Source organism: Anaerococcus sp. NML200574 (assembly GCF_026131665.1).
In the GTDB taxonomy this organism is placed as follows: Bacteria; Bacillota; Clostridia; order Tissierellales; family Peptoniphilaceae; genus Anaerococcus; species Anaerococcus kampingae.
This window is the reverse complement of the sequence record NZ_JAMXSM010000010.1, coordinates 21129-41661: the sequence shown is the minus strand read 5'-3', so window position 1 is coordinate 41661 and position 20533 is coordinate 21129. Positions and strand designations below refer to the sequence as shown.

General features: G+C 35.7%; 22 protein-coding genes, 1 tRNA gene, 1 riboswitch and 1 other annotated feature. Of the genes, 17 read left to right on the top strand and 6 right to left on the bottom strand.

Annotated elements, in window-relative coordinates:
- The first annotated feature begins 25 nt into the window (after positions 1–25).
- On the top strand, positions 26–1228 hold the full coding sequence (locus tag NH286_RS05965) for a cation:proton antiporter (RefSeq protein WP_265237589.1): 1203 nt from the start codon (positions 26–28) through the stop codon (positions 1226–1228).
- Positions 1225–1554: a P-II family nitrogen regulator gene (locus NH286_RS05960; protein ID WP_265237587.1), complete on the top strand. Its 330-nt coding sequence runs from the start codon at positions 1225–1227 to the stop codon at positions 1552–1554. The genes NH286_RS05965 and NH286_RS05960 overlap by 4 nt, the downstream gene beginning before the upstream one ends.
- A gap of 85 nt (positions 1555–1639) precedes the next feature.
- Here the strand turns inward: NH286_RS05960 and NH286_RS05955 are convergent, their stop codons facing one another.
- On the bottom strand, positions 1640–2389 hold the full coding sequence (locus NH286_RS05955) for an SDR family NAD(P)-dependent oxidoreductase (RefSeq protein WP_265237585.1): 750 nt from the start codon (positions 2387–2389) through the stop codon (positions 1640–1642).
- Positions 2390–2547: 158 nt separating this feature from the next.
- Between NH286_RS05955 and rpsF the strand changes: the two genes are divergently transcribed.
- The 5 genes from rpsF (at position 2548) to NH286_RS05930 (ending at position 6277) form a co-directional block, all read left to right on the top strand.
- Positions 2548–2832, top strand: a complete 285-nt coding sequence (gene rpsF, locus NH286_RS05950; protein ID WP_106459874.1) for a 30S ribosomal protein S6 — start codon at positions 2548–2550, stop codon at positions 2830–2832.
- Between the two features lies 1 nt (position 2833).
- Positions 2834–3376 (top strand): single-stranded DNA-binding protein, encoded by a 543-nt coding sequence (locus NH286_RS05945; RefSeq protein WP_265237583.1) that lies wholly within the window; start codon positions 2834–2836, stop codon positions 3374–3376.
- Positions 3377–3397: 21 nt separating this feature from the next.
- Positions 3398–3625, top strand: coding sequence for a 30S ribosomal protein S18 (gene rpsR, locus NH286_RS05940; protein WP_106459876.1), 228 nt, complete (start codon positions 3398–3400; stop codon positions 3623–3625).
- Positions 3626–3917: 292 nt separating this feature from the next.
- Complete coding sequence (locus tag NH286_RS05935; RefSeq protein WP_265237581.1) at positions 3918–5882, top strand: sodium-translocating pyrophosphatase; 1965 nt, start codon at positions 3918–3920, stop codon at positions 5880–5882.
- Positions 5883–5944: 62 nt separating this feature from the next.
- Positions 5945–6277, top strand: coding sequence for a hypothetical protein (locus tag NH286_RS05930; RefSeq protein WP_265215385.1), 333 nt, complete (start codon positions 5945–5947; stop codon positions 6275–6277).
- Positions 6278–6444: 167 nt separating this feature from the next.
- Here the strand turns inward: NH286_RS05930 and NH286_RS05925 are convergent.
- The 4 genes from NH286_RS05925 to NH286_RS05910 all read right to left on the bottom strand — a co-directional run bounded on the left by NH286_RS05925 (position 6445) and on the right by NH286_RS05910 (position 8760).
- Positions 6445–6534 (bottom strand) — tRNA-Leu (locus NH286_RS05925).
- Between the two features lie 41 nt (positions 6535–6575).
- The gene (locus NH286_RS05920) at positions 6576–7295 is read right to left on the bottom strand and encodes an amino acid ABC transporter ATP-binding protein (RefSeq protein WP_265237579.1); all 720 of its coding nucleotides are present in this window, start codon (positions 7293–7295) and stop codon (positions 6576–6578) included.
- Complete coding sequence (locus tag NH286_RS05915; protein ID WP_265237577.1) at positions 7282–7986, bottom strand: amino acid ABC transporter permease; 705 nt, start codon at positions 7984–7986, stop codon at positions 7282–7284. The genes NH286_RS05920 and NH286_RS05915 overlap by 14 nt, the downstream gene beginning before the upstream one ends.
- 6 nt (positions 7987–7992) lie before the next feature.
- Positions 7993–8760 carry a transporter substrate-binding domain-containing protein gene (locus NH286_RS05910; RefSeq protein ID WP_265237575.1) on the bottom strand — a complete coding sequence of 256 codons (768 nt, stop codon included), beginning with the start codon at positions 8758–8760 and terminating at the stop codon, positions 7993–7995.
- Between the two features lie 42 nt (positions 8761–8802).
- Positions 8803–9034: a binding site (T-box leader), on the bottom strand.
- A gap of 94 nt (positions 9035–9128) precedes the next feature.
- Between NH286_RS05910 and ispE the strand changes: the two genes are divergently transcribed.
- From ispE to thiE, 10 genes are all read left to right on the top strand, one after another.
- Complete coding sequence (ispE, locus tag NH286_RS05905; protein ID WP_106459882.1) at positions 9129–9974, top strand: 4-(cytidine 5'-diphospho)-2-C-methyl-D-erythritol kinase; 846 nt, start codon at positions 9129–9131, stop codon at positions 9972–9974.
- The gene (gene murI, locus NH286_RS05900; RefSeq protein ID WP_106459883.1) at positions 9967–10719 is read left to right on the top strand and encodes a glutamate racemase; all 753 of its coding nucleotides are present in this window, start codon (positions 9967–9969) and stop codon (positions 10717–10719) included. The genes ispE and murI overlap by 8 nt, the downstream gene beginning before the upstream one ends.
- Positions 10716–11621, top strand: a complete 906-nt coding sequence (locus NH286_RS05895; RefSeq protein ID WP_106459884.1) for an exopolyphosphatase — start codon at positions 10716–10718, stop codon at positions 11619–11621. Before murI ends, NH286_RS05895 begins: the two co-directional genes overlap by 4 nt.
- Positions 11622–11623: 2 nt before the next feature.
- Entirely contained in the window at positions 11624–13807 is a 2184-nt protein-coding gene (ppk1, locus tag NH286_RS05890) for a polyphosphate kinase 1 (protein ID WP_106459885.1), read from the top strand.
- Positions 13808–14037: 230 nt separating this feature from the next.
- Positions 14038–15036, top strand: coding sequence for a M15 family metallopeptidase (locus NH286_RS05885; RefSeq protein ID WP_106459886.1), 999 nt, complete (start codon positions 14038–14040; stop codon positions 15034–15036).
- Positions 15037–15044: 8 nt separating this feature from the next.
- The gene (locus NH286_RS05880; RefSeq protein ID WP_106459887.1) at positions 15045–15416 is read left to right on the top strand and encodes a RidA family protein; all 372 of its coding nucleotides are present in this window, start codon (positions 15045–15047) and stop codon (positions 15414–15416) included.
- Between the two features lie 735 nt (positions 15417–16151).
- Complete coding sequence (locus NH286_RS05875; RefSeq protein WP_106459888.1) at positions 16152–16637, top strand: NUDIX hydrolase; 486 nt, start codon at positions 16152–16154, stop codon at positions 16635–16637.
- A gap of 136 nt (positions 16638–16773) precedes the next feature.
- Positions 16774–16874: riboswitch (TPP riboswitch) on the top strand.
- A 405-nt stretch (positions 16875–17279) separates the two neighbouring features.
- Complete coding sequence (gene thiW / locus NH286_RS05870) at positions 17280–17825, top strand: energy coupling factor transporter S component ThiW (protein WP_106459889.1); 546 nt, start codon at positions 17280–17282, stop codon at positions 17823–17825.
- Positions 17794–18609 carry a hydroxyethylthiazole kinase gene (thiM, locus tag NH286_RS05865; RefSeq protein WP_265237570.1) on the top strand — a complete coding sequence of 272 codons (816 nt, stop codon included), beginning with the start codon at positions 17794–17796 and terminating at the stop codon, positions 18607–18609. The genes thiW and thiM overlap by 32 nt, the downstream gene beginning before the upstream one ends.
- A complete protein-coding gene (gene thiE / locus NH286_RS05860; protein WP_265212969.1) occupies positions 18606–19220 on the top strand; it encodes a thiamine phosphate synthase in 615 nt (204 codons plus the stop codon). The genes thiM and thiE overlap by 4 nt, the downstream gene beginning before the upstream one ends.
- A 63-nt stretch (positions 19221–19283) precedes the next feature.
- Here the strand turns inward: thiE and NH286_RS05855 are convergent, their stop codons facing one another.
- A complete protein-coding gene (locus tag NH286_RS05855) occupies positions 19284–20501 on the bottom strand; it encodes an FprA family A-type flavoprotein (protein ID WP_265212971.1) in 1218 nt (405 codons plus the stop codon).
- Positions 20502–20533: the final 32 nt, after the last annotated feature.

The following is a 20533-nucleotide window of genomic DNA, read 5'->3' as shown; positions in this document are numbered from 1 at the left end:
GAAATAAGGATGGAGGAGGATTTTATTGGATATTCAGATTAAATTAGCCCTGATGATTTTTTTGGGAATTATTGGAGGCAAGATTTCACGAAGGTTTAAATTGCCAAATGTCACTGGTTATATAGTGGCTGGTTTGTTATTAGGACCTTCATTTTTAAATGTTTTAAGTGATGCTAACCAGCCTATGGTCGACTTTGTAAATGAGCTTGCCCTAGGAATTATTGCCTTTTCGATTGGAAGTGAGTTTAGGCTAGAAGATTTGAAAAAGCTTGGCAAGGACGTCTTTGTAATCACTGTTTTTGAGGTCCTTGGGGTCTTGATTTTAGTATTTTCAGTCATGTATTTTATTTTGGACAAGTCCTTTGTTTTTTCAATTATCATAGCTTCTATGTCAGCAGCTACTGCTCCAGCAGGGACAATGATGGTTATTAGGCAATTTAGGGCCTATGGGCCACTTACCAAGACAATTTTACCAGTTGCAGCCCTTGATGATGTCCTTGGAATTATAAGCTTTGGAGTTTCTATGTCCTTGGCCAAATTTGCCATCGGGGAAAAGAGCTTATCAATACCTATGATGATACTTAGTCCTCTGATAGAAATTGCCCTGTCATTTTTATTAGGACTTTTAATTGGCTTAGTATTTATCTATTTAATTAAGAAAGTTAGGTCAAAGGATGATGAGCTTTCGTCAATTATTACAGTAATTTTATTATCAACTGGTCTTGCAAACTTCTTCAAACTTTCACCACTTTTAGTGAATATGGTGGTGGGTGGAGTGCTTGTAAATTATCATAACAATTCAAGAAAGGTTTTTGATAATATAAATAATTTTGCTCCACCTATCAATCTCTTGTTTTTCACTTTTGCAGGGGCTAAGCTTGACTTATCAGTCCTTATGTCAATAGGATCACTTGGAATATTTTATGCCCTGTCTAGAGCGGCTGGGAAAATATCTGGAGCATCGCTTGGCGCTAAGCTTGTTGGCGCCGAAGATACAGTTGTCAAATGGCTAGGACTATCACTCTTATCCCAAGGCGGGATTTCTATTGGTTTATCAATGATTGTAGCAAGAGAATTACCAGATTTTGCGAACGAGATAATCACAGTTATTCTATTTTCAGTCTTGGTATTTGAAATCCTAGGGCCAATCCTTGCCAAGGTATCAATTACAAAGGCAGGCGAGGTAGATGGTTTGAAAAGAAAGCTAGTAAAGGAGAAAAAGTCATGAAGGCGTTATTTTTAGTTTTAAATAAGACAGAAAAATTAAATGACATTTTAGAAAAATTTGTAGAAGTGGGGGTGACAGGAGCGACAATCCTTGATTCTCAGGGGATGGGATCAGCCCTTATTGAGGGAGAAATACCACTTTTTGGTGGAGTTTTAAGGTCGGTTATGGATAATAATAGACCTTATAATAAGACGATTTTTACCCTTCTTGATGATGAAGATCTAAGGGCGGCCAAGGATGCTGTTAAGGAAGTCCTAGGAGATATGAATCAGCCTGGAGTAGGCTTGATGTTTAGTATAGATGTGGGAGATGTTGTTGGAATATAAAGATTAAGAGGCTTGGGCCTCTTTTTTCTTGCCCAAATAAAAAATTCCTAATCCAAAAATGGACCTAGGAATTTTTAAATAAAAGCTACATAAAGGTTGCCCCGTCACAGTAGAGGATTTCTCCTGATACGTAGGAAGCCATATCGCTTGCTAAAAATAAGACTGCATTTGCCACATCTTCTGGTTCGCCAATCCTTTTTAATGGAATCATTTGTTTGACAGGTTCGATTTGTTCTTTAGGAAGGACTTTTACCATGTCTGTGTTTGTAACACCAGGAGCAACTGCATTTACCCTAATTCCATAAGGACCAAGCTCTCTAGCAAGGGATATGGTTAGGCCATTTATAGCAAATTTACTTGCCGGATAGGCAACTCCAAGTTGTTGGCCATTTTTACTTACCATTGATGAGAAGTTTACAATTACCCCGCCCTTCTTCTCTATAAAATGAGGCAGAATCTTGTGGATCATATTGTAGGTGCCATTTACATTTATATTCATTACATTGGCAAAATGAGCAAGGTCAGCATCAAGGCTTGGGATATTATCTGAAACTCCTGCACAGTTTACTAGGATATCAACCTTGCCGAAGTCACTTAGGACTTTTTCTACAAATTCTTTTACACTTTCTTCATCTGTAAGCTTTGGCCAGTAACCCTTAAAATTTTCCTGATTATATTTTTCCTTTAAGTTCGCAAGGGCCTTGTTAGCAGATTCTTCTCTTGAACCAAGAACAGCAACTTTTGCTCCATTATCTAAAAATTTTTCCGCAACGGCATAACCAATACCTCTTGATGAGCCAGTTATGATTGCAACTTTTCCTTCTAATAATTTCATATTTGCCTCCTTTATTTCTTAATTAATACTTACCCATTTTAGAAAATAAATATCCTTAAAGATATTATTTGACATAAGGATGCTAAAGGAGTATTATTACTAGGAATTCTCTACTCCGTAGTATAAACGGGGTCAATAGTCCATAGGGAGGTGAAAATATGAATATATATGAAGCAGTATTGATTTTCAAAACTGACTTAGCTGATGCTGACAGAGTAGCTCTTCTTGATAGATTTAAAGGTCATATCGAAGAAAATGGCGAAGTTGTATCAGTTGATGATTGGGGAAAGAGAAGACTAGCATATGAGATTAACGATCTTAAAGATGGTTACTACTATATCGTAGACTTCAAAGCTGAACCAGATCACATCAAAGAATTCGAAAGAAGATTAAGACTATCTGATTCAATTCTTAGATACATGGTTATAAGAAAAGAGGACTAATTTGAATAAGGTTATACTGATAGGTCGCTTAACAAGGGACCCAGAGTTAAGGTACACACAATCAAACCAAGCGGTTTGTACATTCAATTTAGCTATTGATAGAAGATTAAGCAGAGAAAGAAGAGAAGAAGCGGAAGCATCTAATCGTCAAACAGCGGATTTTCCAAGAATCACAGTTTGGGGTAGACAAGGCGAAAATGCCTCTAAATACCTCAGTAAAGGAAGTCAATGTGCAGTAGAAGGTAGGATCCAAACAGGAAGCTACCAAGATAGAGAAACAGGTAAGACTGTTTATACAACAGATGTTGTTGCTGATAATGTTGAGTTTTTAGGCTCAAGAAATGACGGTCAAAGATCAGCTAATAGCGGATCTTTCCCAGGTGACAACCAAGATACCTATAATAACAATTATTCTCAAACTAATAACTACCAAAATCAAAATTATAATCAACAAAACCAAGGCTCAAATAGCTTTGGCGGCAATGATGACTTTTTTGATGATGACTTTACTGAAATCCAAGACGATGGAAGAATTCCCTTCTAGATTATAGAGAAAGGAATAACAATGGCAGTAAGAAGATTTAAACCAAGAAAAAAGGTTGATCCATTTGTTAAAGACCCATCTAAAGTAATAGATTACAAAGATATCGAAACTCTTAAAAGATTTATTACTGACAGAGGTAAAATTCTTCCAAGAAGAGTTACAGGTCTTAACGCTAAACACCAAAGAGAAATAACAAGAGCAATCAAAAGAGCTAGACAAGTAGCTTTATTGCCTTACGAAGAACAATAAGAATAATAAAAAATATATAAATTTCAATAAGCAATTAGAAGGGGTGCGCCGGCATCCTTTTTTATTTGTGACATTTAGTTTTTTTAAGAAAAATCTTAAATTTATCAAAAACTTTTACTTTTATGATAGTTTTTGGTTAAAAAATAAGTATAATTAAGTATATAATATGAGGCAGTATGATTTTAAGGATTTTTCTTTTTGGAATATTATTAAGAAATTTCTTTTTGGAAACTTTTATATTTATAATTTGAATCATACAGCCCATAAAAATTTAATAACATTAGGAGGAAATATGTTTATAGAAATTTTATCCCTCTTTGTAGCTATTTTGGCTTTAGTCCTAATGGCTTTCAACATAAGAGAGAGGATATTACCTGTTTCTAAAGGCTCAGAAAGAATGAGCGAGATATCAGGTTATATCAAAAATGGAGCTATGACTTTTATTTCAAGTGAGTATAAGTTTATCGCTATTTTTGTAGTTGTAGTTTCAATCCTTATAGCTATTTTCCTAGATTATAGGATTATGATTTGCTATATAGTAGGTTCAGCTTTTTCAATGCTAACAGGCTTTATAGGAATGCTTACAGCTACAGAATCTAACGCAAGATGCACTAACGAAGCTATGGAGGGTGGTAGATCTAGAGCCCTAAAGCTTGCCTTTACAGGTGGTTCAGTAATGGGACTTGCTGTTACAGGACTTGGATTTTTAGGTCTTGTAGTAAGCTTTATGATCTTTAGAGATCCAGCAATTGTAATGGGTTATTCCCTAGGTGCCTCATCTGTAGCTCTATTTGCTAGAGTTGGTGGTGGTATTTATACAAAGGCTGCTGACCTTGGTGCAGACCTTGTAGGTAAGGTTGAAGCAGGAATTCCAGAAGATGACCCAAGAAATCCAGCAGTAATTGCAGATAACGTTGGAGATAACGTAGGTGATGTTGCAGGTATGGGAGCAGACTTATTTGAATCCTATGCAGGAGCAATCATCTCAGCTATAACCCTAGGTCTTGTATCTTATGGTGAAGTAGGACTTAAATTTACCCTACTATTAGTATCAATCGGAATCCTTGCATCAATTGCATCAACAATTCTTTTCCTAGGAAAGAAACACAAGAGTCCACAATCAGCTTTAATGCAAACAATCTACTTATCAGGATCTATAGTTATTGTAGCAGCCCTTATCCTTTCCTTATCATATTTTGGAAACTTAAGAGCAGCCCTAGCTATAATTACAGGCATCATAGTAGGTATTTTGATAGGACTATTGACAGAAATTTATACATCAGACCATTATAAATTTGTAAAAAATATAGCAGAAGAATCAAAAACAGGTGTTGCAACAAACATCATAGCAGGTCTATCAACAGGAATGCTTTCAACAGTTTATCCAATAATCCTTATAGGACTTGGAATAATCGTAGCCTTCTGGGCAGATGGAGTCTTTGGTATAGCCCTATCAGCAGTAGGAATGCTTTCAACAACAGCAACAACTGTAACAGTAGATGCTTACGGACCAATCACAGATAATGCTGGAGGAATCGCCGAAATGGCCAAACTTCCAAGTCATGTTAGAGATATAACAGACGAATTAGACTCAATTGGTAACACAACAGCAGCTATTGGTAAGGGTTTTGCCATAGGATCAGCAGCCCTAACAGCCCTATCACTATTTGTAACATATTCTGAAACACTTAAGCTAGAAACAATATCAATTCTAGATTCTAAGGTAGTAGCAGGAATGTTTGTAGGCGGTATGCTACCATTCTTATTCTCAGCCCTAACCATGAACTCAGTAGGTAAGGCTGCGACAGAAATGATTGAAGAAGTAAGAAGACAATTTAAAAACGACCCAGGTCTACTAGAAGGAACAAGCGAACCAGATTATCAAAAATGTATTGAAATCTCAACAGCAGCGTCCTTAAAAGAAATGATCCTACCAGGTATACTTGCTATAGTAGTTCCAATATTTGTAGGCAAGGTCTTTGGACCAGAAACTCTAGGCGGCCTTCTTGCAGGAGCCCTAGTAACAGGAGTATTACTTGCAATATTCATGTCAAATGCAGGTGGTGCTTGGGACAATGCCAAAAAACACATTGAAACACTTGATGGAGAATTTGGTAAAGGTTCAGAAGCTCACAAGGCAAGTGTCGTGGGAGATACAGTAGGTGACCCATTCAAAGACACCTCAGGCCCATCACTAAACATCCTAATCAAGCTAATGACAGTAGTATCAGTAGTTTGTGCAGGCTTATTTATCTAAAACATCAAACGGCGGTTTAAAAACTGCCGTTTTTTTGATATAATCAAATAAAGGAGCAAGTCATGAGCATATATTTATTTGAATATCTAGTCCAAATCTTAGGAGGTCTTGGCCTAAGCTATTTTAGGGGCTATAGAGACCTAGAATTTATATTTTTTGTCATATACATAGCAGGTATCATAATGATGGTCTATCACAACTACAAAATTATGGACAAAAGCTGGATGGCCTACATAAACTTTGACCTAATCTTTGTAATAATAGTAATAGGAATCCCCAAATTATTTGACCTAAACGGATTTGAAATCCCAATCATGGTGATTGTGGGTCTAATCTATGCCTATTTGATGGATAAGAAGAAGCATAAAGAAGTTGAAGATAAGGGTGATATTTAAATTAGATATAGATTAATTTTATGTAAAATATTTTAAATAGGAAAAACTTTATCTAGGTTTAAAATATGGCGAATTAAAAAATGTAAATACATTAGCAAATTATAAAATTAGAAATATAACTACAAAAAAAGAAGGTCAATGCCTTCTTTTTTTATGTTAATTAAGTTTGGTGCGGGATAGAAGATTTGAACTTCCACGACCTAAAATCGGTCACAAGATCCTTAGTCTTGCGCGTCTGCCAATTCCGCCAATCCCGCTTAGTATCACTATTAAATGATACTATAATTTTTATCTTTTGTCAAATTATTTTTCCTAAGAAATCTTTGGCCCTGTCTGTTTTTGGATTTGCAAAGAAGTCTTTTGGGCCCTTACTTTCTTCGACAATTTTTCCTGCATCCATAAAGATTAGCCTGTTTGATACTTCTCTTGCAAAGGCCATTTCGTGGGTTACTACAAGCATTGTCATGGCATCATTTGCAAGATCTGCCATTAGATTTAGGACTTCTCCTACCATTTCTGGATCGAGGGCGCTGGTTGGTTCATCAAAGAGCATGATTTTTGGATTCATCATGAGAGCTCTTATTATTGCTATCCTTTGCTTCTGACCACCTGAAAGCTCATCTGGATAGGAGTCTTTCTTATCTGATAGACCGATTCTTTCTAGGAGCTCTTTTGCCTTTAATTGGGCTTGCTCCTTATCTAGCTTGCCCCTTAGGACTGGAGCTAGGGTTAGGTTGTCTATTATTGTCAAGTGAGAAAAGAGGTTGAAATTTTGAAATACCATACCTATTTCTTCTCTAAGACTATTTATATTTATATCTTTTACATTTTCTCCTAAAAATAATATCTCGCCGCTATCTATCTCTTCTAGGAGGTTTAGGCTTCTTAAGAAGGTTGATTTTCCTGAGCCTGAAGGGCCAATTATTGAGATTACATCAGCTTTATTGACTTTTAAGTCTATTCCTTTTAGAACTTCGTTGTTTGCAAAGGACTTGTGGAGATTTTTAACTTCTAACATGTTTTACCTTCCTTTCCATGGCTTTGAAGGCTTGCTCTATTAGAATTACTATAATTAGATAGATTAGAGCTGCCGCAAGGTAAGGGACACTGGCCTTAAAGGTTTTGGATATTATTATTGATGCCCCACGAGTTAGGTCTGCTAGGCCTATGAATCCTGATATTGATGTCTCCTTTAGGAGGGTTATTACTTCATTGCCGAGGGCTGGTAGGGCATTTCTTAAGGCTTGGGGAAGGCTTATCTTAAAAAGTGCTTGGTTATATGATAAGCCAAGGCTTCTTGCTGCTTCTACTTCTCCTTTAGATACTGAATTTAGCCCGCTTCTTATAACTTCAGACATATAAGCTGCTGAGTTTAAGGTGAAGGTTGCTATGGCAATGATTACCAGGTTATCAAGTCCTACTAGGATTACGTTAAACATAATTAGTAGTTGGATGGTTGATGGAGTCCCCCTTATTATTGTTATAAATAGGCCTGCTAGTTTATCAAGAAGATTAAGGGCAAAGCCTTTTGGATTGTCCCATTTTGGATTGAGGTCTAGCTTGGCCTTTTTGATTATAGCAAGGATTAGGCCTAGGATGAAGGATAATATCAGGGATACTATACTTACTAGAAGGGTTATTTTAAGCCCTTCTAGCAGGTAAATATACAGATTATCATCTAATAGATTTGTCTTAATTAAGTCAAACATCAGGGCCTACTTATATTTTTTGACAATTTTTTCGATTGTGCCATCGTCTTGTAGTTCTTTGATAGCTTTATTTATTATCTCTTTTGCTTCATCTTCTTCCTTACCAATAGCAAAGGCATAGTCTTCAGATTCGTAGTCAGCTTCCATGATTTCTAGGTCATCGTTGGCAGCTAGGAATTTTTCTGCTGAAGTTTTGTCCATTAAGATTGCATCGACTTTTCCATTTTGAAGGGCAAGAACTGCATCAGGATATTTGGCAAAGGCGGATACTTTATCAAATTCTTCTTCAGCTATCTCATTTCCTACTGTACCAAGTTGGCTACCAATTGTTTTATCTTTTAGGTCATCTTTTGATTTGATTCCGCTATCTTTCTTTATTAAGAATATTTGAGTACTAGATGCGTAAGTATCTGTAAAGTTAACATTTTCAAGCCTTTTTGGATCTACAGTCATACCAGCAGCACCTATATCGGCCCTGCCCGAACCAATTGATGCTATGATGTTGTTAAAGTCCATATCTTTAATTTCTACGTCAACTTTCAATTTTTCGCCAATGGCCTTTACAATTTCTGGGTCGATACCAACAATATCTTCACCCTCATAAAATTCATATGGGGCAAAGTCCGCACTTGTTGCTACAGTTAATTTTCCATCTGCAAGGATACCTGGTAATTTATCTGCGCTTTCTGCTTCCTTAGCATCCTTAGTATTATTATTTGATCCACATCCTGTCATTAGTCCTGCTAATAGGACACCGATTAATAGTTTTTTCATTATAAATTCCTTTCTTTTTTGGGCATAAAAAAAGCTCCTCCCTCTAGGGACGAGTTTACCGTGTTGCCACCCAATTTCTCTTATTTCTCACAAAATAAGACTTAATAAGTACTATCATACCTTATGCTGTAAGGGGCACACCCCTAAGGCCCTACTCTTATTTCAGGTCTTAAGCTCAAAGACTCTCTTCATCTTACCCTTACCTGTCTTCTTCCACTGTACAAGACTCGCTAGAGGATTTATGTAAGATTACTCTTCCTATCATCGCTTGTTATGCTTTATTATATACCCTTTATTTTTCCTGTCAAGCTATTTAGATAAAGTATAGAAAAAATAATCATAAAGGATATAATAATTTTGAGGTATATATGATTAAAAAATGTTTTGCAAAAGTGAATCTAAGCCTTGATATTCTAAAGAAGAGAGCCGATGGCTATCATGATATAGATACAATCATGGCAAGGATTAGCTTATATGATAAGTTAGAAATTAAAAAGACAGGGACAAGTGAATTTGAGTACCAGTCTAATATAGATTTAGGTCATCTGACAGATAATTTGATCTACAAGGCTTACAAAAAATTAGCTCCTTTAGCTTATGAGAAGGGAGAAGACCTAGGAGTAGCTATCAAACTTAGGAAAAATATTCCCCTTGCAGCAGGCCTTGCGGGAGGGTCTACAGATTGTGCGGAAACCATTAAGGCCTTAAATGAGCTCTGGGACCTGGGTCTTTCAAAAAAAGAAATGGCTGAGCTTGGAAAAAGCCTAGGGGCTGATATTCCATTTTTCTTTGAAGAAAGCCTGGTAAGGGCTGAGGGAATTGGCGAGATAATAACACCTTTTACCAATAAAGTTAAGATGAAACTCCTCCTTATAAATGATGGGACAGAAATCGCATCATCTTATGTCTATAAGAGAACAAAAACCTATGGTCATATTGATAATGAGGCAATCATTTGTGGTTTAGAAAAGGGTAAGTCTGAGATAATCGATAGTTTTGAAAATGTGATGGAGGAAGTAGTCCTCAGAGATTTTCCTCACTTAAATACTATCAAAGAAAATATTTTGGCCAACGGAGCTTCTAGGGCCCTTGTTTCAGGTTCTGGAGCAACTGTATTTGGGATTTTCTTTGATGATGAGACTCTTGATAAGGCCTATGAGAATCTCAAAGATGTCTATGACTTTGTAGAAAAGGTGGACCTTATAGATGACTAATATAGGCGTGTTTGATTCAGGATTAGGCGGAATTGCTGTTTTAAATGAGCTAGCCAAGAAAAATGACGCCAATTTCTATTATCTAGGTGATAACCTAAGGGTCCCTTACGGCAATAGGCCAAAAGAAGAAATTAAAAAATTTGCTATAGAGCTTGTCACATTTTTAGAAAGATTTGATATAGACTTCTATATAATTGCTTGCAATACAATCTCAGTTACTTGCAAGGATTACCTTATAGAGCATTTCAAAAAGAAATTTATTGCCATTACAGATATGGCTGTTGAGGCAAGCCTTGAATATGAGGGAGATTACCTAGCCCTTGCCACCAAGGCCACAATATCAAGTCATTATATAAAAAATAAGATAGAAGCAAAAAAAGATGCCACAGTCTATGAAATGGCAGCTCTTAAGCTTGTAGATTTAATCGAAGAGGGATATCTTGAGGGACCTGACCTTGATGAGACACTTAGAGAATATTTATATCCTGCCAATGACAAGGCTCTTGAAAATATAATTCTAGGATGCACTCATTACCCGCTGATTAAAGACCAAATACAAAAAAATCTCACTTGCCAGGCAAATATCATAGATCCTGCAATTTATTTAGCAGATAAATTAGACCTAAGATCTGGCGAAAAAGGGGTAAATATATTTATGACAAAGAAATCAGCCAAGACAGAAAGACTGATTGACCAAATAATGGAAGTTGATTACAAATTAAATTACCTAGGAGATATCAAATGATTTATGCAATAATGGATATTGGTTCAAATACCGTAAGGCTATCAGTTTATAAGGAAAAAGATGGCGAAGCTATTAATCTATTTTCAGAAAAAGAGCAAGTTTCTCTAAAATCTTTCGTTAAAAAGGGCAGGCTTACAGAAAAGGGCATTTCAAGACTCTTACACACTTTAGGGAAATTTAAGGCAGTTGTGGATAATTTTGATGATATTGATGGTGTTTATCCTTTCGCCACAGCTACTGTAAGGGATGTGGCAAATAGGGCAGATGTCTTAAATCTGATCAAGGATAAGCTGGACCTAGATGTAGAAATACTTTCAGGCGAAGAAGAGGCTAAGCTTGCCTTTGTAGGTGCGGCTATTTCAACAGAAGTAGCAGAGGGTGTACTTACAGATATAGGTGGCGGTTCTTCAGAAATTGTCCTAATTGATCAAGGAAAGGTTATAAAATCAGTTTCCTTGTCAATTGGCTCTTTATCAGCCTTTAATGACTATGTCGATGGCTTATTTGCAGACAAATCTGATAAGAAAGAAATTGAAAAACGCATTGATCAGCTTCTTGAAGATAGCCTTATGTATGCAGAAGATCAAAAAATTCTTGCAGCAGTAGGTGGATCTGCTAGGGCTAGCTTAAAATTCTACAAGGAATATTATAAGCTTGATGATAGCGTTAGAAGCATGGATGCAAGCGAATTTAATAAGATGCTTAAGGAAATCTTAAAGGCAGATGACAGGTCTAAGCTAGATATGATTCTTGCTGTCAAACCTGATAGGGTTCACACTCTCTTGCCAGGAATGATAATTTTAAATAAAATTTGTAAATTTTTCTCAATCGATACAATAAATGTTAGCCAAACAGGTGTTAGGGAAGGGTATGTCTATAGCAAACTTTTAGGAAGGAAATAGCTATGACAGATATAAGCTTTACGCAAAATAGGGAGTTATCTTGGCTTGAATTTAACAAAAGAGTCATAGATGAAGCAAGGGATAAAAATGTGCCCCTACTTGAAAGGTTTAAGTTTTTATCCATATATGACAGTAACTTGGAAGAATTTTTTATGGTAAGGGTAGGATCTCTCACAGACCTATCTCACCTTAAAAAAGAACCTGTAGATGGCAAGTCAAAGATGACGGCCAGCCAGCAGATTGATGCGATTTTAGCAAAACTTGTACCAATGTATGAACAAAAGGATGATATCTACGAAGACCTTGTTTATGACTTGGCTGAAGAAGGGATAAAAATATCAAGAGTAAAAGATTTATCAGAAAGAGAGAAGAGTAGTTGTCAGATTTATTTTGATTCAAAAATCGAACCTATTCTTTCCTTTCAGATAATAGATAGGGTCCACCCAATGCCAAGACTCGCAAACTTAAGCCTTTCGGTAGTGTTTGATCTAGAAAAAAAGAAGGTTAAAAGTCAAAACCCAAAGGAAACAGTCGGAATAATTTACGTACCTGATAGGCTAGATAGGTTTGTTAGAATATCTGAATCAAATTATGTTTTTATCGAAGAGATAATCAAAGAATTTGGAAAAGAAGTCTTCGAAGGATACAAATGCCACAATTCCTATGTTATAAGCCTAACCCGCAATACCGATATAAGTTTTGATGATGATGATTACGATGTTGATATGGATTTTAGGTCCTATATGAAGGGAAAACTTAAAAAAAGAAAGAGGCTAGAACCAGTTAGGTTAGAGGTTGACAAGGACTTAAGTCTTCTAGATATAGATTTTTTATGCAAAAGCTTCGCTTTAGACAAAAAATCAATCTTCACATCAAGAACACCTATGCAATTAGGCTTTATCTATGATTTTATAAGTGCCCTTCCAGAAGATTTTCAAAAAGAACATTCATTTGAAGAATTTAGCCCACAAGCATCAGCCATGGTCGATCCTCAAAGGCCAATGATAGAACAAATTCTAGAAAAGGACCTAATTTTATCATATCCTTATGAGTCAATGGATCCTATGATAAGACTTTTAGAAGAGGCAGCAGAAGATCCAAGCGTTGATTCCATAAAGATAACCTTATATAGGATAGCCAAGGATTCAAAGATTGCAGCAGCTCTAATAAAGGCAGCAGAGGCAGGCAAGGAAGTCATCGCCCTAATGGAATTAAGGGCAAGATTTGATGAGAACAATAATATCTTGTGGTCATCAAGGCTAGAAGAGGCTGGTTGTAAGATTGTTTATGGCTTTGACCACTACAAGTGCCATTCAAAAGTATGTCTAATAACCAGGTATGAAAATGAAGAAATATCCTTTATTTCACAAATAGCTACAGGAAATTACAACGAAAAAACAGCCAAACTCTACACAGATTTTTCCTTCATGACAAGTGATATGGTAATTGGCCAAGATTGCAAAGATCTTTTTGATAATATCCTAATAGGAAATCTCGAAGGTACTTATAAAAAGCTCTTGGTTGCCCCAAAATCAATGCAAGTAGGACTATATGATCTAATAGATGATCAGATAGATAAGGCTCAAAGGGGAGAAGAAGCCTATATAAGGTTAAAAATGAATTCCATTTCTGATAGGGTTTTAATTAATAGGCTGGCAAGGGCATCTCAAGCAGGAGTTAAAATAGAAATGATGGTAAGGGGCATAACTTGCATCCTGCCAGGAATTGAAGGTAAAACTGACAATCTTGAAATTTACCAAGTAGTGGGAAGATTTCTAGAACATCATAGAATCTATCAATTTGGCAAGACTAATCCAAAAATTTATATATCATCAGCTGATTTTATGACAAGAAATATTAGAAATAGGATGGAAGTAGCTGTTCCAATAGAAGATTGTAGGATAAAGAAATATATATTAGACTTCACCAATCTAATGTTTTCTGATGATGTAAAGATGAGAAAAATGGATAGGTCAGGTTTTTATAAAAAGGTAGACAATATTAAAAATATTAATGCTCAAGAAGTTCTTATGATAAAATCCATTGAAGCTTCTAAAAATGTAAAAAATAAAAATCAATCAGACAATAATATAAATATAAATAAAAAGATTGATAAAAAATTGCAAGAGAAAAATATGAAAAACAGAAGCTTTTTAAGCTATATCGTATCAATTTTTAAGAAATAGTCAAAATAAAACTAAAAAATGTAAAAATCCGACAAATAAGTCGGATTTTTCTTATAAAACATCAAAAAATCCACATTTTGCCCTAGGTTTTTTTTCCAAAAGATGTTATAATGAATATAGCAAATGGTAAAACAGCGCTAAAGCTATGAATTGAAATATATTTATAATTATGCAAAATTTTACTTATCCAAAAGACTCACAAAAATATTGAAATAAATAGAGGATTGAAAATGTCAAACAAAGGAATAAGAGAGCTTAAGAGACGCAAAAGACGCGAAGCAAGAAAGAAAAGAAAAAGGGCGATTTTGCTTGGGGTAGGTGCACTACTTACAATCACCACCATCAAATTTGCCATACCTGAAAAAGATACCTACCAAATCAAAAGGCCAAGTGAATACAGAATGGCTTCAGGTGATCTTGTCAGAGAAACTAACGAAGATAAGAAAACGCAAGAACGTGATGTTCATGTAGCCACAGAGATTGGTTTTAAAGATACAGATATAGCAGATGAGCTAAAAATAGAAGATAGCTCATACCAAGATCAATTAATTGAATATGTCAAATGCATGCAAACCCAATATGCCTACCAATTTCCTAATGATTATTCAAAAACAGATAAATTCATTAAGGAAGGCGCATATTTAGGTTTTTATGGCTGTGAAAATGGCTTTGCCAAGGTAAAGATAGATGACACCTATTATTATGTAAATAAGTATGGACTTGCAAGGCTAGGTAAAAATGAACAGATAAAGGTTGTAAATGGCTTAGCTTATGTAAGTGAAGCCTACCCACTATCAGCTAATTTTGATCCAGGGGTAGATAAGACAGCCAGACGTGCTTTTGAGACAATGCGTCAAGATATGGCAAGGGAAAACCTAGACCTAAGGATAGCATCTGATTATAGAGGCTATGATCTTGAGCAAAAGATGTTTGAAGCAGGTGAGGTAGATGCCTCAAAACCTGGAACAAGTGAGCACCAACTAGGTGTGGCCTTCGATTTTTTTACCGAAGGCAGCAAATATAACGATAAATTTGAAGCGACAGCTCAATACAAGTGGCTAGCAGAAAATGCCTATAAATACGGCTTTATCGAGAGATATCCAAAAGGCAAAGAAAACATAACCCACCACAAGGCCCAACCATGGCACTTTAGATTTGTGGGTGTTGAAAATGCCAAAGAGATCTATGATAACAAGCTAACCCTTGAAGAATTCTTAAAAATTAACTAGGAGGAAATATGAAAGCAATAAATACAGAGAAAGCACCAGCAGCAGTAGGAGCATACGTACAAGCAATAGCAACAGATAATTTAATATTCACATCAGGCCAACTCCCATTAGATCCAGCAACAGGAGAACTTGAAAGTGATATCAAAAAGGCTACAAAAAGAGCTCTAGAAAATATCAAAGCTATAGTAGAAGAAGCAGGTTCATCAGTTGATAAAATAATAAAATGCAATGTATTTTTAGATAAAATCGAAGACTTCGCAGCCTTTAATGAAGTATACGAAGAATTCTTCGGTGACCACAAACCAGCAAGAAGCGCCCTAGAAGTAGCAAACATACCAAAAGGAGCAGTAATAGAAATCGAAGCTATAGCATTGTCCTAACGAGAACGAAGTTCGAGTTATGGAAATACTTATGCAGAGGTATGAACTTGTCCTCTTTTTCTGAAAGAAAATGAGCAGAAAGTTCCACCGATGCTATAGCCTTGTCCTAACGAGAACGAAGTTCGAGTTATGGAAATACTTATGTAGAGGTATGAACTTGTCCTCTTTTTCTGAAAGAAAATGAGCAGAAAGTTCCACCGATGCTATAGCCTTGTCCTAATTTGTCCTGAAGGAAAATTATGGAAAGACTTATGTAGAGGCATGAACTTATCTTTATTTTCTGAAATAAAATAATCAGAAAGTTCTGCCGATACTATAGCCTTGTCCTAGCGAGCACGAAGTGTGAGTTATGGAAAGACTTATGTGGAGGCATGAACTTGTCTTTATTTTCTGAAAGAAAATAAATAGAAAGTTCTGCCGACACTATAGCTTTAATTAAAAAAAGTTTTTGGCAAAAAGCAGTTGGTTGTGCCCAATTTTGAGCATATATTCTTAGAATTTGCGGATACATTTCAATAATTTTGTCAAAGCAATTTGAGTTTAAAAATACTTATAAAACGAGATTTTTAGCTTTTTTGATAATAAAATCATTTTATGATTTGTTTTATGATTCATTAAATAAATTGTTTAAAAATTCTCATTATATAAAAATCAAATCTAAGAAAAAACAAAGTTGACCCATCCGGGTCATTTTTGTTTTTGTGGAAATTGAAAATAGAGTTAGGGGAGATAGAGATGGATCAGGATTGTGGATTTAGAAAAGGTAATAAGCGGTTTAGGTATAGGGCGGCTGCCATTATAGTTGAAGAAGATTGCCTTTTGTTTGCGGGAAATGAAGTAGAGGACTATTACTATTCCGTTGGTGGCGGAGTACATCTGGGGGAAAGTTCTGAAGAAGCTGTAAAAAGAGAAGTATTCGAAGAAACAGGAATTAATTATGAAGTGGATTATTTGGCTATAATCCATGAGAATTTCTTTGTAGGAAGTTCTAATTTAGAAGGCGTCGATTGCCATGAGATTTGCTTTTATTACATGATGAAGCCTAAGGGCAATAAGAATCTTAAGAGTAATAGCTACACCATGGAGGGGCTTAAAGAATCTATGCACTGGATTCCAATTGATGAACTTGATAACTATAAAGCATATCCATCTTTTATTAAAGAATATCTTAAGTCAGATCATTGCGGCTTAGAACATATAATTACAGATGAGAGATCCTAAGATTTTTTGCCAATTTCTTAAGATATCCTCTTTATTTAGAAAAACTTTTCATTAATAAAAAAATTGATAAACTAAAAACTTATTTATAAGGAAAGTTTCGATTTTCATTGACAAAAAAATCATTTTATACTAACATAGGTATAGACAAGGGAGTTCTTTAAAGATCTGAGAGGAAGTTAATCTTCGACCTTAGCTGATTTGGATAATGCCAACGTAGCTAGTCGCAATCTTTTTTATGAGTTGATTCTTATCATGAATTTTTTTGAAACAGTCTTTGTGCTGTTTCTTTTTTTATTTCACTTTTATCTTTGATTAAACTTTCTTGTGAAGATCGTTTAGCGGTAGATCGGGCAGACCACTTTCTATCGCTTAAGAAAAGATGCTTACAAAGAAAGGTTGTAATTTAAAAAGAGATGAGCATTTACCACTTTAAATAATGCAGTGGAGGCGCTGGAATCTAAGTTTGTAGTTGACTTAGGTTTTTATAGGCTAGGTGGAGGATATAATTGTAGCAAGAATTTATTGCTATTTTTAATACCTTGCACCAAATTTCAAAGATATAGGAGGAGAATTTGTCGAGTCTATAGAAAAAATTAGCCAATTTATAAAAATTAGACCCAAACTCCTCAAAAGGAGAGTAAAATGAAAGAAAAAAACAAAACTTATATCATGATAACTTTATCCATGTTTGTAACAATTGGAGTAGTAATTTCACCCATCCTCAGATTTGAAGGCTTTGCGCCAACGGCTCACTTTGTAAATATAGTTTGTTCAGTCTTTATGGGACCTTGGTATAGCCTTGCAAATGCAATCCTCACTGCCTTTATCAGGATGACTTTTTTAAGTATTCCACCCCTAGCAGTGACTGGCCAAGTTTTTGGAGCTGTCCTTTCTGGAATTTTATATAGAAAGACCAAGGGCTCAATAATAGCAGCTGTAATTGGAGAAATAATAGGAACAGGAATAATCGGGGCAATAATATCAGCACCTGTTATGACACTATTTTTGGGAAATAAAAACATTGCCTTATTCTACTATATTCCAAGCTTTTTTATAGCAACTCTCTTAGGAGGATCAGTAGCTTTTATCTTCCTAAAGACCCTTCAAGGTTCAAATATGCTGATAAAGATACAAAATTCTTTAGGAATCCAAGCTTATGAAAAATCTAAAAGACCTAGTAAAAATTAGGGCGGAAATAAGAAAAAAAGAACCCCTAATCCATGCCATAACCAATCCCATAGCCATAAATATGGTTGCAAATTCAATCTTATTTGTGGGTGCCAAGCCAATTTGCGCTGAGCACCCACAAGAGATGGAGGATATAACTCCAAAGGCAGATGCCCTATCAATAAATCTGGGTAATATCAACCAGCAAAGGATGGAAGCCATGGATAGGGCATCTTTTTTTGCAAGTAAGAAGGGTCTACCTATAATAATAGACCTGGTAGGAATTGGGGCGAGCAAGTTAAGACTTGACTTTGCTAAAAATTTGCTTTATAAATATAAATTTTCTTTACTCAAGGGTAATGCCTCAGAAATTATAGCCCTAGCTAAGGGAGCTTCTTCTGCCAAGGGAGTCGATGTTGGTAAAGATGATGAGGATAAGAGCCTAGAATATTTGATAAAAACTTGCCAAGCCTTAAGTAAGAAATACCAGGCGGCAGTTCTTCTTACTGGTAAGATTGATATTTTGGTAAAAGATAATAAGTATTACCTAATAGAAAATGGTTGTCCAGAACTATCTAATATAACTGCAACAGGCTGCATGCTTACAGGCTTAATTTCAGCCTTTATAGCGGTGACCGATGTCATAAATGCAAGCCTACTTGCCATGCTAATTATGGAAATCGGTGCAGAAATGTCGGATAAAGATAAGCCTTACAGCTTTTTTGTAGATCTTATGGATAAGATTGGGACAATAAGTGATGAAATTATAATTGATCATGCAAAAATCAAGGAGGGAGAAATTTGAAAAAATTATATCTGGTGACAAATTCTGATAAATACACAGAAGAAGAATTTCTTAGAAGAATAGAGGAGGCACTTAGGGGAGGAGTGGATATCCTCCAACTTAGGGAAAAGGAAAAAACTGATGGGGAAATACTTGACCTTGGCAAAAAGGTCAAGGCCCTTTGTGATAAGTATAAGGTCCCTATGCTAATAGATGATAAGCCACATTTAGCCTGGGCCCTGGCTTGTGGGGTCCATGTTGGAGAAGATGATATGCCAGTTGGCCTTTGCAGGAAGCTTTTAGGGCCTGATGCCCTAATAGGAGCAACAGCCAAGTCGGTAGAAAAGGCCAAAGAGGCAGAGGAAGCTGGTGCTGATTATTTGGGAGTGGGGGCGATTTTTGAAACCAAAACCCATGTCAAAACCAGAAGGACCTCTGTAGAAACTCTAAAAGAAATCAAGGAAAAAGTAGCTATAGATGTCTATGCTATAGGCGGCCTTAATTTTGATAATGTAGATGTTTTAGAAGGATCTGCTGTCGATGGGATTTGTGTTGTAAGGGCTATAATGGATGCAGAAAATGTTTATGAAGAGACAAAGAAATTAAAGGGAAAAATAGAAGAAATTTTATAATAAGAACCCCAGGGCCAATCATTTTTAAGGATAGACCTGGGGTTTTGTTAATAAGAAAATATATTAGATTTCTGTATTTTTGATATCTTCAGCTATAACCTTAGCAAGTTCTTTAAGTTCTGCTATTTGTGGTTCTTTTACTGCTGAATTTATTTTTACATCTTCGCCGATGTATTTACATTTAGCCGGTTCTAAGATTTCTTTTGAAATCTCAAGGGATTTTCCGCCCCATGACCAGTTGTTTAAGAAAGAAACTGTTCTATTTTTATAGCCTGTACCTACAAGCTCTCTTAGGAAGGCATCCATTTTGTAATAAAGACCAGCATTGTAGTTGATTGGTGCAAATACTTGGTGGCTGAATCTATGGCAATCTGCTATTGGATATGATGGGTCCCAATCACTTACATCATATAAAACTATGTCTTCTACACCAAGCTTAGCTAGCTCTGCGGCAAGGATATCACTTGCTTGTTCTGTATCTCCATACATTGATGAGAATACTATAGCAACACCCTTATCTTCTGGAATAAATCCTGCCCAACGGCTGTATTTTTCAAGGATAAATTCGATTGATTCTTTATCCTTATAAACAGGTCCGTGTAGTGGTAGGATAGTGTTGATTGGAAGTCCTTCTACCTTTTTAAATAGGTTTTGAACCATCTTGCCTTGTTTACCAACTATATTTATATAGTAACGTCTAGCTTGTTCTAGCCAGTCACCCTTGTGGATAACCTTGCTAGCTTCGATATTACCAGCTATAGCATTGAAAGCACCAAAGGCATCTGCTGAGAAGAAGAGTCCTTCGTTTGTTTCATAGGTCATAAATACTTCTGGCCAGTGAACCATTGGAGCAAAGACAAATTTAAGATTTCTCTTACCAATATTTAGCTCATCGCCATCTTTGATTTCATAATACCTATCTTTGAAATTATCATTATAGAATTGTTCGTATAATTTAAATGTTTTTGCATTACCAACAAATTTACAATTTGGGTATTCCTTTAGGACAAAGTCTATGTTTCTGCAGTGATCAGGTTCCATGTGGCTTATAACTATATAATCAAGATCTTCACCATCAAGAGCTGCCTTGATGTTTTCTAGATATTGTCTAGTAAAGGCTCCCTCAACAGAATCCATTAGAACATTTTTCTCATCCTTGATTACAAAAGAGTTATATGAAACTCCATTTGGAACTTCAAACATATTCTCAAATCTTGCAATTCTGCGGTCATTTACTCCGACCCAGAATATATTATCAAGTACCTCTATTATATTGTACATACGCACTCCTTTATTATTATTTCAACTTAACT